The following is a 14,167-nucleotide window of genomic DNA, read 5'->3' on the forward strand; positions in this document are numbered from 1 at the left end:
TATACAACCCATGAAATGGATAGTTACCTGTCTGCTTTTTATTTCCACCATAGTGGCAAAAGGAGACATTTTTTCTGAGCCTTATGTAACCAAGACGGATGCCCAGGCCTATGTGCAGACATTAAAAAAATTAACGGATGTAATGGTAGGGGATGTAACCGGACCTTGTGCAGCGGCCAGGTATTATGCCTATGCGAATATGGCAGCCTATGAAGTTATTTACCAGCAGGCCCGGCCGGCACAATATGTTTCGTTTGCTGGTTTACTAAAAGATTATCCGGGTTTCTCCACCGTTAAACCTTCCCAACCCATTAATGTAGAGCTAGCCAGTTTATATGCCGTGGTTCGGGCTGGTGAAGAACTATTGCCTTCCGGATTTACCTTAGAAAACGCCCGTCATCAATTAGTAAAAGAAGCAGGTGGCAACCTTTCTCCAGCCATTATCGAAGCCTCCTGTGCGTATGCCGATAGTATTGTAAAAGGAATTGTGAAGTATGCGGCCAGAGATGGCTATGTAAAAACAAGCGGCTATATGCGGTATACCCCGTTTAAAGAGGCAGGCTCATGGCAACCTACCCCACCAGGATATATGGAAGCCTACGAGCCGCACTGGGGAAGCTTACGTCCATTTTTGTTAGACAGTGCCACTCAATTTCCTCCGGCGGCTCCCGTGGCTTACAACCAGCAAAAAAACTCAGGCTTTTATAAACTAGCCAAAGAAGTACAGGAAGTTACCAGCAAATTGAGCCAGGAACAAATTCATATTGCCAACTTCTGGGATTGCAACCCATTTTTTCTGAACCAGAAAGGCCATATCAGTTTTGCAACAAAAAAGATTTCTCCGGGAGGCCACTGGATGGGTATTACCGGGATTGCCTGTACACAAAAACAATTATCTCTGGCGGAGACCATCCGCTGGCATGCCCTGGTAGGCATTACTATGTCAGATGCATTTATTTCCTGCTGGAAAGAAAAATTCCGCAGCAACCGCATACGTCCCGAAACCTTTATCAATACCCATGTAGACCCAGACTGGCGGCCTTTGCTGCAAACGCCTCCTTTTCCAGAATATACCAGCGGCCATAGTGTGGTATCCAGTGCCGTTTCTACACTGCTTACTACCCTGGCAGGCGAAAACTTTGCCTATACCGATATAACCGAAGTGGAATTTGGCGTACCGGCCAGGTCGTTTACGTCATTCAAGCAGGCAGCCCAGGAAGCAGCCATTTCACGTCTCTACGGGGGTATTCACTACCGGGATGCGATAGATAATGGCTTGGTACAAGGAAAGCAAATTGGTAACTATGTCGTGCAACGGTTAAAGCTGAAACAATAGATAACACCTGTCATATGATCACAAGCCCAACCACTAGTTCCGTTCCACCCATTATAAAGGATGGCGTGCTACAGCCTGCCGCTAACCGTATCGCCTCAATTGATATTCTCCGGGCCATTACCATGGTTTTGATGATTTTTGTAAATGACCTGTGGTCTTTGCAGAATATTCCCCTTTGGCTGGAACACGTCTCGTATGAAGCGGATGGAATGGGTTTGGCCGATACCATCTTTCCGGCATTTCTTTTTATCGTGGGTATGTCTATTCCTTTTGCTATTGCTAACCGCCGCAAAAAGGGAGATACCCTTCCACAGCTCTTATTTCACATTGCCAGCCGGACGGTAGCCTTACTGGTTATGGGTGTGTTTCTGGTGAACGGGGAAAACATAAATGCCCAAGCCACCGGTATGCCGCGTGTAGTCTGGTATAGCCTTTCCTGCCTGTCTTTTATCCTGATCTGGAATGTGTATTCGGATTCGGTGGCTCCCTGGCTGAAAAAAACACTACAAGGAATAGGTATCTGCATTTTGTTGGCACTTGCCTTTATTTACCGGGGCGGAGAATCAACAAACGAGTTAGTAGGTTTCTCTACCTTCTGGTGGGGAATTTTAGGCTTAATCGGCTGGTCGTATCTGGTAAGCGCCTTGGTAACTGCTTTGGCTGGTAAAAACTACTATGTGATCCTAGGTGCCTGGGTACTGTTTTGTATAATAAGTATGCTGGCAAATGCAAAAATGATTCCCGATGCCTTCAATTTTATTCCCGGTGCCATTCGTGGGGGTACATTAGTAGCTCTTACCCTGGGTGGTGTATTGATAAGCCTATTGCTCACTTACCTGAATAAACAACCGGCACGGTCAAAGCTACTCATAGCCTTACTCCTCATAGCTGCTGGCTTACTACTTTTCGGATTTTACACCCGGACTTTCTGGGGCATTTCAAAGCTCCGGGCTACGCCTGCCTGGTTGTTTATTTGCAGTGCTCTTACTATTACTACTTTTGTAGCCATTTACTGGCTTGCCGACTTGCGCAAAAAAGCCCATTGGTTCAGCTTCATAAAACCAGCCGGAACCGATACATTGCTTTGTTACCTGATGCCTTATTTTGCTTATGCAGCCGTGACTTTACTTGGCATTCATTGGCCTGAATGGATGCTAAGCGGCAATGTTGGCCTACTGAAGTCATTTACCTTTGCTTTGCTCTGCGTATGGGTTACTGGCATCTTAAGCCGTAATGGAATACGCCTGAGGTTATAAAGTGCCAGGTTTGTTAACCTCCATACTATTATCACGACTTTACCTAAACATAACTACTACGGCTTTCTATTTATGAAACATCACCTTACCTCTACCCTACTTACCTTTATTTTTGTAATCCTTTTTTCATCTCAGCTTTTTGCACAATCCGGCCTCGATACCTTGTTGCAGGTCCGCGGATTTTGTATTGCCGCCCCCAGGCCCAACGGCGTAGATTCATTTGTAGAGTTTATAGAGAAAGAACTGGCTCCCAGAAAAGTAAATACCTTAATCCTGCGGGTAGATTTTAATTATCAGTTCGAAAGCCATCCGGAGTTAAGAGATTCAGTAGCCTTATCTAAAGCGGATGCTAAAAAGATAGTAAATGCGAGTAAGAAACACAATATCCGCCTGATTCCGCAGATAAACTTACTGGGCCATCAATCATGGGCAAACACTACATATAATCTGTTGCGGGTATATCCCGATTTTGACGAAACGCCACATGTAAAGATGCCTGCTACCTATAAATGGCCTAATGAAGATGGCTTATACTGCAAAAGTTATTGTCCTTTGCATCCGGGTGTGCATAAAGTAGTTTTTGCCCTGATGGATGAAATTGTAGACGTATTCGAGACGGATGCCTTTCATGCCGGGATGGATGAAGTATTTTACATCGGAGACGACAAGTGCCCCCGCTGTTCTGGCCATAACAAAGCTGAACTTTTTGCCGGAGAAGTACGAAAAATCCACGACCATCTAGCGTTAAAAAACCGGGAACTATGGATATGGGGCGACCGTCTGCTGGATGGAAAAACTACCGGTTTAGGAATCTGGGAAGCCAGCTTCAACAATACCCATCAAGCCATTGATCTGATCCCTAAAAGCGTAGTCATCTGCGACTGGCATTACGAACGCCCCGACCAGACAGCTGTATATTTTGCCATGAAGGGTTTCCGGGTAATTACGTGTCCCTGGCGCAAACCCCAGATTGCCGTAAGCCAGGTAGACGATATGGTCCGGTTCCGCACAGCTGCCACCAAGGAGATGAAAGGACGTTTTTATGGGATGATGCAAACGGTATGGTCTGGCCCCGATCAATTTTTAGATGGCTACTATGGCAGAAAAACAGATGATACAGCCGGAGAGAATACGCCCTGGAACACCTTCCGGACCATGTATACTAAGATAAATTCTTTGGAAAACCCTTCTACAGAGAAATCAAAAAAATCAGCTAAGAAGAAATAGATTTTAGCACCCACTTCAGAACAATATTTTGTTTTGTAAGCACTTGAATCATGAAAATAGGAAACATACTTATATTTATTTTGCTAGCTTTTTTATTATTTACTAGTTGTTACTGTGATGCTCCAGAAACAGGATTAGTAAAGATATCTCCTTCAGCACGAGCCTGGATAAGTTACCACCCTGAACAAAGCTTAATTTTTGCAAGGCCATTTGGCCAACCCGATGTATTGCAAGTAATTCAGTATACAGATTCGGTTGAGAATTATATAGTCGGTGACGAATGCCCGGATGGAATGCAAGAGGTCATTCGTGCATTGATCAGCAGTACCACCTTAAATGATACCATCCGTATTGAAATAATTAATCAGCGAATCAATATTCATAAAGATATCATTAGCCTTACGTATTTGGTTGATGATAAGCTGATTTTTCCCAAAGATCAACCTGGCAATTATGCTTTGTTAGATTCGGTAGTTTTGGCAGGCAAAACTTTTTCTCAGGTATTAAAAGCAAGGTGCTTATCTTGTGATCAGGAGAAAGTAACAGAACTGTATGTAGCAAAAGAAACTGGGCTGATAGGATATGTAAAAAACAGGGAATTGTGGACACTACAATAACATCTGCTTACAATACTACTCTAAGCCGACAACTAGGCCACTCTAGCAGAAATCAATGCAAGAAACCATAGTTTCAGTTGGTGCAATCCATATTTTCCCAGGCTTTTTTACGTGTTTGTTCGCACAGCATTTTTATCTTTAGGCTTTCTTTTATATTTTTTCACTCATTTACCTTAAACCTATACCAGTAAACAAATGGCAAACAGACGATTTTTTTTGAAACATACCGGAGCTCTCGCCTTAGGCACGCTGCTTTTTCCCGCCTGTAGTAGCGAAACCAAGAATGAAACCACCCAAACGGCGGATACCACCGCTGCCGCCACTTCCACTACTCAAACCACTTCCGCTACCGGAAATTTAGGTCCAGTTGGCTTACAGCTGTATTCTGTAAAAGATGTTATTGAAGGTGATTTAAAGGGTATTTTACAACAGCTGGCAACTATTGGCTATAAAGAAGTAGAATCATACCCAGGCCAGAAGGGGCATTACTTTGGCTACACGCCTGAAGAATTCAAAACAATGCTCAGCGACATGGGCTTAACTCTGGTTAGCAGCCATTTTGGCTCAGGCAGCCGCGATGGAAAAAAAGTAGACACCTGGCAGCAAGCTACTTTGTTACAGAATTTTGAAGCCTTGGTGGAGCAAGCTGCTAAAACCGGACAGAAATACCTTACCTGTTCGTCTATAAGCGAAGGCCTGCACAAAACACAGGATGACCTGAAACGGACAGCCGAACTATTTAACAAAGCCGGAGAAAGCTGCAAAAAAGCCGGTATGCAGTTCGCTTACCACAACCACGCCTTTGAATTTGAGAAAGTAGGCAATGCCGTAAAACTGGATTACCTGATAGAAAATACCGATCCGGAGAATGTAAAATACGAACTGGATCTATTCTGGGTAGTAGCCGGTGGCCAGGACCCAATTGCGTACCTGAATAGATATCCAAACCGATTCCCTCTGGGCCATGTAAAAGATATGGACAAAGCAGACAAAACTAAAAATACTGAAATCGGCTCTGGCTCTATTAACTATCAGCAAATACTGGATGTAGCGAAAGAAAAAGGCATGCAACACTTTTTTGTTGAGCAGGAAAGTTTTACCCGCCCTTCTATGGAAAGCATGAAAATGAATTACGACTACTTATCTAAACTAACTGTATAAATTATAAGTAACTTCCTGACAGTTATTGCGTTATCTATTTTTTAATAATGCAATAGGTGTCAGGATTTTGCATAATTTTCTTAGGATAATGCACTTTTCATAGAAGTATCGTATCTTCAAGGCTACATTAATTTTTAATCCAACACCCATTATGTCATCCTCTAAAAAAGTATCGCGGAATCAATTTCTGAAAATAAGTGCATTAGCCCTATCGGGTTCTCTGCTTGCCAGCTTTGATACATTCGGCAAAACGCAGCGTAACGTAGGACTTCAACTCTATACCCTGCGCAACGAGCTTCCTAAAGACCTGGAGGGAACCCTGAAAAAGGTAGCAGACATTGGTTACAAAGAAGTAGAACTCTTCGGCTACAGTGATGGAAAGTACTTCGGCAAAACACCTAAAGAATTCAAGGCAATACTGAAGGGTTTAGGCCTTTCAGCCCCAAGCGGCCATTACACTACCGGTAAAACCATGCCTGCCGCCAAAGGCACCCTCACCAACGACTGGAAACGGGCCGTAGACGATGCCGCCGAACTGGGCCAGAAATACATGATCTGTGCCTTCCTGTTTCCGGATGAACGCAAAACCCTGGACGATTATAAACGCCATGCCGAATTATTCAATAAATCAGCAGAAATTTGTAAGCAAGGCGGTATTCAATTCGGCTACCATAACCACGATTTTGAATTTGTAGAACTGGAAGGCCAGGTGCCCTTCGACATATTGTTGAAGCAAACAGATCCTAAGATGGTACAGATGGAACTGGACTTATACTGGGTTGCTTTTGCCGGAAAAGATCCGGTTCAGTTATTTCAGCAAAGCCCAGGCCGCTTCCCAATGTGGCATGTAAAAGATATGGAGAAAAGTGCTGAAAGAACCTTTGCCGAAGTAGGTACCGGTTCTATTGATTTTCAGCGGATTTTCGATGCTGCCAAAACAGCCGGGTTGAAACATTTCTTTGTAGAGCAAGATCAGACCAAAGGACCTGCCATAGAAGCCATTACTACTAGTTTTAACAATGTAAAGAAGTTAAAAATCTAACTTTGCCTTGTTCCAACTTTCAGGCAAGCAGCTTTACATAGGTATATACCTGAATAGATCAATCCCGGCAGTACGCACAAAATGGCTTTGTGCGTACTGCCGGGATTTTACGTTTGTGCACCCTGCGTATTATACTATATTTCCACTGAATAATTAAAATTCAATTCTCTTACATGTGTAGCATCCGCCAGATTATTTAGCCTTTGTAGGAGTTACTTTTCTTTATCTTGCCAGACTAGCTGAAAACTTTGTGAAGTGAATAAGCGCTTTTTAATCTGGCCATTCCTATGCATTTATTTCATGTAAGGCAGTTTTTTGTACGTACGTTCATCGGTGGCTTATTCAGCATTTTACTTTTTTCTATCGCATTTGCGCAGTCTGCTAGCTATACTTTCAAACATCTGACAAGCAACGAGGGGCTTTCCCATAATAACGTCACCTGCCTGTTGCAGGATAGCAAAGGATTTATGTGGTTTGGTACATTCGATGGATTGAATAAGTACGATGGCTATAAGTTTACCATCTACCGGAATGATCCGCTGAACAGCAGCAGCCTGAGCCATAATTACATATGGACTATTTTTGAAGACAAACAGGGAAGAATATGGATTGGCACCAACGATGGCGGATTGAGTGTATATAACCGCGAGACCGACAGTTTTAAAAATTACCGGAGGGATAAAAGTAAAACTAACAGTATCAGCCATAACAATGTGCGGTCAATTGACCAGGATAAAGAAGGCAATCTGATTATAGGAACATATGGCGGAGGTCTCAATTTCTTTAACCCGGTTACGGAAGAATTTACCCATTACAAACACGATGCTCAAAATGATGCCAGCCTAAGTAGTAACCATGTAAGTCATGTAAAGATTGATAGCAAGAACAATATATGGGTGGGTACTTTAAATGGCCTTAATTTATTTAATACAGCCAAACAACCTTTTACCCGCTACCTACCTGATCCTTCCGATAAAAACTCTATTAGCCATACGGATGTCAGGAAAATATTTGAAGACTCCCATGGAAATTTGTGGCTGGGAACAGAAGGCGGTGGATTAAATAAATTCAACCCGGAACAAGGTACCTTTATCCGGTATCAGCACCATCCGGAAAAGCCAGAGGGTATTAGCCATAACGATGTTATTTCCCTGGAAGAAGACTGGAAAGGCGACTTATGGATTGGCACCCGCAACGGAGGGATCAATGTATTACATCTACCGACCAATACCTTTACCTACCATACGTACAGCGAAACCAGCCACGACGGATTAAATAATGGTTCCATTTACTCTATCTATAAAGATAACCGGGGGAACATGTGGGTGGGTACATATAGCGGAGGCATCAATATTCTATTCCGGGAACCCCAGAAATTCACCCATTACAAAAATCAGATAGGCAGCCTCAATAACCTGAATAATAACAACATATTATCACTATACGAAGATGCAGACGGAAGCGTATGGATAGGTACCGATGGTGGCGGGCTGAATATCTGGAACCGGGAAAAAAATCAGTTTACGCACCTGAAACATAAAGCCGGTGACCCTACAACCATAGGCAGCAATTACGTAATGAAGATATATGCAGACTATGATGAGAATATATGGCTTGGCAACTACAAGGGAGGGTTAACTGTGTTCGATAAACAGAAAAACACCTTCCGCATGATGCAGGGCGATACCCTCTTAAAAAATTTCCATTGTGAAAGCATTAGTACGTTGTTACAGGATAAAAAAGGTTACATATGGATTGGTACAGTAGATAACGGATTACTCCGCTACGATAAAGCCAGTAACAGTTTCAGGCAGTATAAGTCTGACGCTACCACGTCCGGTAAACTAAGCCACAATTCGGTGCTTTCACTATTTATAGATAGCCACCATAACTTATGGGTAGGTACGGCGGTAGGCTTAAATATATATAATGAGAATACAGATACCTTTACTCAGTACATCCACAACTCACAGAATAGTTCAAGCCTAAGCAACAACCTGATTAACACCATCTTTGAAGCCACTAATGGAAAACTATGGATAGGTACAAACAGGGGGCTGAATTTATTTAATGCCGGAACCGAATCCTTTACCACCTACACAGAACTGAATGGTTTACCCAGCAGTATGATTCAGGGCATTCTGGAAGATGATGCACATAATCTCTGGATTAGTACAAATAAGGGCTTGTCTACATTCAATCCTCAACAGGAAACCTTCAGAAACTATGTCCTCAGCGATGGGCTGCAGGGAAATTCGTTCAACAGGGCTTCCTGCTACAAACTCCGGAGCGGAGAAATGCTATTTGGCGGGCAAAATGGATTTAATATTTTCCATCCGGATAGTTTACGCGACAATACTTTTATTCCACCGGTATTTATTACCGATTTCCAGATTTTTAACCAGTCAGTGGCTTTACAAGAAAATAGTCCTTTAAAGCATCAGATTAGTGAGGCCAGGGAAATAACCCTTTCGTACAAGCATTCTGTTTTTTCCTTTGAATTTGCTGCGTTGAACTATACCATGCCAGAAAAAAATCAATATGCCTACCAGCTGGAAGGCTTTGATAAAAAATGGAACCACATAGGCAACAAGCGGACAGTTACGTATACTAACCTGGACCCGGGCACTTACACATTTAAGGTAAAAGCCTCCAATAATGATGGCATTTGGAACGAAACCCCGGCCACACTAACTATCCATATCACGCCACCCTACTGGAATACCTGGTGGTTTAAAAGCCTGATCTGTGTAGTTGTTGCCGGTAGTATAGGGGGTTACTATTGGATACGGTTACATAGAATTAATTGCCAGAAAAGAGAATTAGAGAAGCAAGTACTGGAACGTACCACAGAAGTAACTAACCAGAAAAATCAACTACAGGCACAAGCATTATTTTTAGAAAAGATAAACGAGCAACTTGTGCAGCAAAAAGCCTTTGAACAGCAGGCCCGGCAAGAAGCCGAAGAGGCACGCCGGGAAGCAGAGAAGGCAAATCAGGCCAAAAGTGTGTTTCTGGCTACCATGAGTCATGAGATAAGAACCCCGATGAATGGAGTTATTGGAATGGCTACTTTGCTTTCAGAAACTACCCTGAATGAAGAACAACAGGAATACACCAGTACCATTCAAACTTGTGGAGAGAACCTGCTGGGGGTTATCAACGACATATTAGACTACTCCAAGATAGAATCCGGACACATGGAGCTAGAGCAGCAGGATGTAGACATCCGGACGTGCATAGAAGAAGTACTGGATATATTTGCCGGCAAAGCTGCCCAGTCTGGCCTGGATTTACTCTATCAGATTGACAGTAATGTACCGGCTATCCTTACAGGAGATAGTTTGCGGATACGGCAAGTGTTAATCAATCTGGTAGGCAATGCCATCAAATTTACAGAACGGGGAGAAGTGTTTGTAGGCGTTTCTCTAGAGCCAGCAGCGGAAACGGATTCCCTTACAGTAGCTTTTCAGGTGAGAGATACAGGAATTGGTATTGCCGGAGATAAACTTACGCGGTTGTTCAAGGCTTTTTCCCAGGTAGACTCGTCCACTACCCGGAAGTATGGCGGCACCGGCCTGGGGCTGGCCATCAGTGCCAGGTTAGTCGAGTTAATGAAGGGGAATATATGGGTGGAAAGCCAGTTAGGAAAAGGCACCACGTTCCATTTCACCATACAGACCAAGCCGGGTATACAAACCATAAGTGGGTTTGCACCAAGTCATTTCTATGGGACGGAAGGAAAACAGGTTTTAGTGGTAGATGACAATCAGACGAGTCTTCAAATTTTTAAAACCCTGCTGAAACAATGGCAACTTGTTCCGGTAGTTGCATCGTCAGGCAAAGAGGCCTTGCTGATGTTATCCGGGGAATGCCGGTTTCAGCTAATGATAACAGATAGGCAAATGCCCGAAATGGATGGCATCGAACTGGCCAAAGCAGTGAAAGAGGTACATCCACAGTTGCCCATTGTCTTACTCAATTCCATAGGAGACGAGAGCAGTAAACATTACGCCAGCCTGTTTGCTGCCATGGTGCATAAGCCTGTCAAGCAGCAGCAGTTCCATAAACTCATTCAAGCACAACTAAGTGCCCGGCAAGAAACGGTTGCACCACACAAACAACAGGTACTATCGAAAGCCTTCTCAGAAAAATATCCCTTACGTATTCTGATTGCAGAAGATAATGAGGTAAACCAACTCCTGATCACCAGGATTCTGGGTAAACTCGGCTATCAGACAGATATTGCCGGAACCGGCGTGGAAGTTTTGCAAAAACTGGAAAATACATCGTATGATATTATTCTGATGGATGTACAAATGCCGGAAATGGACGGCCTGGAGGCAACTTCCCTTATCCGTAAGCAGCAGAAACAGCAACCCTATATTGTAGCCTTAACAGCCAATGCTATGCAAGGCGATAAAGAAATTTGTTTGCAAGCCGGGATGGATGACTATATTAACAAAGCCATCAACCTGGAAGAATTAAAAAGCTGTCTGGAGAAAGTAGCCCTGATGCATCAGGAAAGCAAAGGGTAACCCTGTTAGTCTTTAAAGCGCCACTTTTTTAGTACTCACCCTCTTTTACAGAACCCACTAGTAGTTTGCTAAACCTGGTATTTCTATTTTGATGAATACCAGCCTTTAGCATTTTTAAGGCATACCTTCAGGGTTTGCTTGTTTATAATTAAGCAAATATAAATTTGTGTTTATCTAAAATAACCCTTAACATTATTCTCTGGAATAAAAAGTCTTCCTTCCATGGTAGTAACAGATTTTTTCCTTGGAAGCAGTAACCTATACCAACCTTAAACTTATTTTTCTTCATGCAAAGCAAATTTTACTATTCATTATTAGCCCTGCTTTTTGGGTTAATTATACATGTGCCCGCCGTTTCCCAGAACAAACCTGTAGGCATTTTTGAAGGCTATGGCGATGTGGGTGCTGTACGCAAACCAGGCAGCACTTCCTATAATGCTAAAACCCGGCAATATGAACTAAGCGGCGCTGGCTACAATGTGTGGTTTGATCACGATGAATTTCATTATGCCTGGAAACGTATGAAAGGTGATTTTATCGTCTATACGCGTGCCCAGTTTGTAGGTAAAGGCGTAGACCCGCACCGGAAAGTGGGCTGGATGGTCCGCAGCAGTCTGGATAGTAATTCAGCTCACATCAATGCCGTGGTACATGGCGACGGCCTTACTTCCCTCCAGTACCGGAAAACTACCGGAGCCCAGACCGATGAATTAAAATCTAAACTTACCGGTGCTGATGTGATTGAACTGGAAAGAAAAGGCAATACGTATACCATGCGGGTAGCTAAATTTGGCGAACCCTTTGTAACCGAAGAGGTAGCAGAATTGAAGCTGGGTGATGAAGTATATGTAGGGTTATTTGTGGGTTCACATAATAAAGATGTAGTAGAAAAAGGAATTTTTAAAGATGTACGCATCACAGTTCCTGCCCCGGCAAGCCTCGTTCCATACAGAGATTATCTGGGAAGCCACCTGGAAATACTGGATGTAAACACTGGGGACAGGGAGGTTATTTACTCTTCTCCCAAGTCTCTGCAAGCGCCCAACTGGACACCCGATAACAAAACCCTGATCTATAACAGCGACGGCCTGATTTATACCTTTGATCTGGCGAGCCGCAAACCTAAAGTACTCAACACGGGCGATGTAAAAAATAATAACAACGACCATGTACTCTCGTTTGATGGAAAAATGCTTGGCCTGAGCAGCGGAGTTAAAGAACTGGGTGGTTCTATTATTTATACTGTACCAGTTACGGGCGGCACACCTAAACAAATTACCCCCAAAGGTCCTTCCTATTTGCATGGCTGGTCACCCGATGGCAAAACTTTGATTTTTACAGCAGAACGGAATAAAGAATATGATATCTATAGTGTACCCTCCGCAGGTGGCCCGGAAGTACGGCTTACGACTACCAAAGGCCTGGACGATGGTTCAGAATATTCACCCGACGGAAAGTATATCTATTTCAACTCTAACCGCGAAGGGAGCATGCGTATCTGGCGTATGAAGGCTGATGGAACCGGGCAAGAATCCTTAACCAATGACGATTTTCATGACTGGTTTCCGCATGTTTCACCAGATGGCAAGTCTATTGTGTTTTTATCGTTCCTGAAAGAAGAAGTGGAATCAGGCGACCATCCTTTTTACAAACATGTGTACCTGCGTATGATGCCGGTTAATGGCGGTACTCCTAAAGTGATTGCCTATTTGTATGGAGGTCAGGGAACGATTAATACGCCTTCCTGGTCGCCAGACAGCAAAAAGGTAGCCTTCATTAGCAACACAGCCGATATCACTTTACAAAAACCGGTTAATGCCAGTGCTACCAAACAGTAAGCTATTTACTCAGAAACCAACTATTGGTCTGAGGGTAAACCGCTGAAAAACCATCTACTTTTCTATACCTAACAAGCGAACAATCATTAATGTCTTATACCCCTACTTCCGACCGTTACCAAACCATGCAATACCGCCGCTGTGGCCGCAGCGGATTAAAACTTCCGGCCATCTCTCTGGGTCTCTGGCACAACTTTGGCCATGTAGATGTGCTCGAAAACTGCCGCCAGATTTTGCGCCTGGCTTTTGACAGAGGCATTACCCATTTTGATCTGGCGAATAATTATGGGCCGCCTCCAGGCTCAGCTGAAGAGAATTTCGGACGTATTTTACAGAAAGATTTTGCCGGCTACCGGGACGAATTAATTATCTCGACTAAGGCAGGATATTATATGTGGGAAGGCCCTTATGGAGAATGGGGCTCAAAAAAATACCTGGTTTCCAGTCTGGATCAGAGCCTGAAGCGGATGAATCTGGCGTATGTGGATATTTTTTACCACCACCGCCCCGATCCGGAAACACCGCTGGAAGAAACCATGACAGCTCTGGATCTGATTGTGCGTCAGGGGAAAGCATTATATCTAGGCTTGTCAAACTATCAGCCGGAAGAAGCCGCCAAAGCCATCCGGATTCTGCAACAATTGGGTACACCCTGCCTTATTCACCAGCCAAAATATTCGATGTTTGAACGATGGGTAGAAGGCGGTTTATTAGACTTACTGGAAAAATCAGGCGTGGGCTGTATTCCTTTCTCCCCACTGGCACAAGGTTTATTGACTAATAAATATTTAACAGGCATACCGGCCGATTCACGGGCTGCCAAACCGCATGGCTTTCTGCAGGAAAACCAGGTGTCTGAAGATAAGCTCATGAAAGTAGGCAAGCTAAATGAACTAGCTCTGGAAAGAGGCCAGACATTAGCCCAGATGGCCTTAGCCTGGTTGCTGAAAGATCCACGGATTACTTCTGTACTGATTGGTGCCAGCAAACCTGAGCAGTTAGCTGACTCATTGCAGTGCCTGAACAATACCCGATTTAGCCCGGAAGAACTAACCCGGATTGAGGGTATTTTACATTAATTTCAACGGTTAACCCTTTTACCAGTTTTCCTGAATGAATAAATTTTATCTGTTGATAGCAGCTGTAGCTTTC

General features: G+C 43.6%; 9 protein-coding genes. All 9 read left to right on the forward strand.

Annotation, left to right across the window (positions count from 1 at the left end):
• Positions 1 to 10: 10 nt before the first annotated feature.
• The 9 genes from Q0590_RS02400 (at position 11) to mgrA (ending at position 14,094) form a co-directional block, all read left to right on the forward strand.
• The gene (locus Q0590_RS02400; RefSeq protein ID WP_302035876.1) at positions 11 to 1,336 is read left to right on the forward strand and encodes a vanadium-dependent haloperoxidase; all 1,326 of its coding nucleotides are present in this window, start codon (positions 11 to 13) and stop codon (positions 1,334 to 1,336) included.
• A gap of 14 nt (positions 1,337 to 1,350) precedes the next feature.
• Entirely contained in the window at positions 1,351 to 2,592 is a 1,242-nt protein-coding gene (locus Q0590_RS02405) for a heparan-alpha-glucosaminide N-acetyltransferase domain-containing protein (protein WP_302035877.1), read from the forward strand.
• Between the two features lie 72 nt (positions 2,593 to 2,664).
• A complete protein-coding gene (locus tag Q0590_RS02410) occupies positions 2,665 to 3,819 on the forward strand; it encodes a family 20 glycosylhydrolase (protein ID WP_302035878.1) in 1,155 nt (384 codons plus the stop codon).
• A gap of 50 nt (positions 3,820 to 3,869) precedes the next feature.
• Positions 3,870 to 4,436: a hypothetical protein gene (locus tag Q0590_RS02415; RefSeq protein ID WP_302035879.1), complete on the forward strand. Its 567-nt coding sequence runs from the start codon at positions 3,870 to 3,872 to the stop codon at positions 4,434 to 4,436.
• Between the two features lie 195 nt (positions 4,437 to 4,631).
• Positions 4,632 to 5,597 (forward strand): sugar phosphate isomerase/epimerase family protein, encoded by a 966-nt coding sequence (locus Q0590_RS02420; protein WP_302035880.1) that lies wholly within the window; start codon positions 4,632 to 4,634, stop codon positions 5,595 to 5,597.
• 151 nt (positions 5,598 to 5,748) lie between these two features.
• Positions 5,749 to 6,639 (forward strand): sugar phosphate isomerase/epimerase family protein, encoded by an 891-nt coding sequence (locus Q0590_RS02425; RefSeq protein WP_302035881.1) that lies wholly within the window; start codon positions 5,749 to 5,751, stop codon positions 6,637 to 6,639.
• 287 nt (positions 6,640 to 6,926) lie between these two features.
• Positions 6,927 to 11,177 (forward strand): hybrid sensor histidine kinase/response regulator, encoded by a 4,251-nt coding sequence (locus Q0590_RS02430; RefSeq protein ID WP_302035882.1) that lies wholly within the window; start codon positions 6,927 to 6,929, stop codon positions 11,175 to 11,177.
• A gap of 287 nt (positions 11,178 to 11,464) precedes the next feature.
• On the forward strand, positions 11,465 to 13,015 hold the full coding sequence (locus Q0590_RS02435; RefSeq protein WP_302035883.1) for a TolB family protein: 1,551 nt from the start codon (positions 11,465 to 11,467) through the stop codon (positions 13,013 to 13,015).
• Between the two features lie 89 nt (positions 13,016 to 13,104).
• Complete coding sequence (gene mgrA, locus Q0590_RS02440; protein ID WP_302035884.1) at positions 13,105 to 14,094, forward strand: L-glyceraldehyde 3-phosphate reductase; 990 nt, start codon at positions 13,105 to 13,107, stop codon at positions 14,092 to 14,094.
• The last annotated feature ends 73 nt before the right edge of the window (positions 14,095 to 14,167 follow it).

Origin of the sequence: Rhodocytophaga aerolata (genome assembly GCF_030503435.1) — a bacterium.
Classification (GTDB): domain Bacteria; phylum Bacteroidota; class Bacteroidia; order Cytophagales; family 172606-1; genus Rhodocytophaga; species Rhodocytophaga aerolata.

What these genes read in the sequence shown, in the direction of transcription:
- Q0590_RS02430 (WP_302035882.1), top strand. Translation starts at nt 6,927, where the DNA reads ATGCATTTATTTCATGTAAGGCAGTTTTTTGTACGTACGTTCATCGGT.
- Q0590_RS02425 (WP_302035881.1), top strand. Translation starts at nt 5,749, where the DNA reads ATGTCATCCTCTAAAAAAGTATCGCGGAATCAATTTCTGAAAATAAGT.
- mgrA (WP_302035884.1), top strand. Translation starts at nt 13,105, where the DNA reads ATGTCTTATACCCCTACTTCCGACCGTTACCAAACCATGCAATACCGC.
- Q0590_RS02415 (WP_302035879.1), top strand. Translation starts at nt 3,870, where the DNA reads ATGAAAATAGGAAACATACTTATATTTATTTTGCTAGCTTTTTTATTA.
- Q0590_RS02435 (WP_302035883.1), top strand. Translation starts at nt 11,465, where the DNA reads ATGCAAAGCAAATTTTACTATTCATTATTAGCCCTGCTTTTTGGGTTA.
- Q0590_RS02400 (WP_302035876.1), top strand. Translation starts at nt 11, where the DNA reads ATGAAATGGATAGTTACCTGTCTGCTTTTTATTTCCACCATAGTGGCA.
- Q0590_RS02405 (WP_302035877.1), top strand. Translation starts at nt 1,351, where the DNA reads ATGATCACAAGCCCAACCACTAGTTCCGTTCCACCCATTATAAAGGAT.
- Q0590_RS02410 (WP_302035878.1), top strand. Translation starts at nt 2,665, where the DNA reads ATGAAACATCACCTTACCTCTACCCTACTTACCTTTATTTTTGTAATC.
- Q0590_RS02420 (WP_302035880.1), top strand. Translation starts at nt 4,632, where the DNA reads ATGGCAAACAGACGATTTTTTTTGAAACATACCGGAGCTCTCGCCTTA.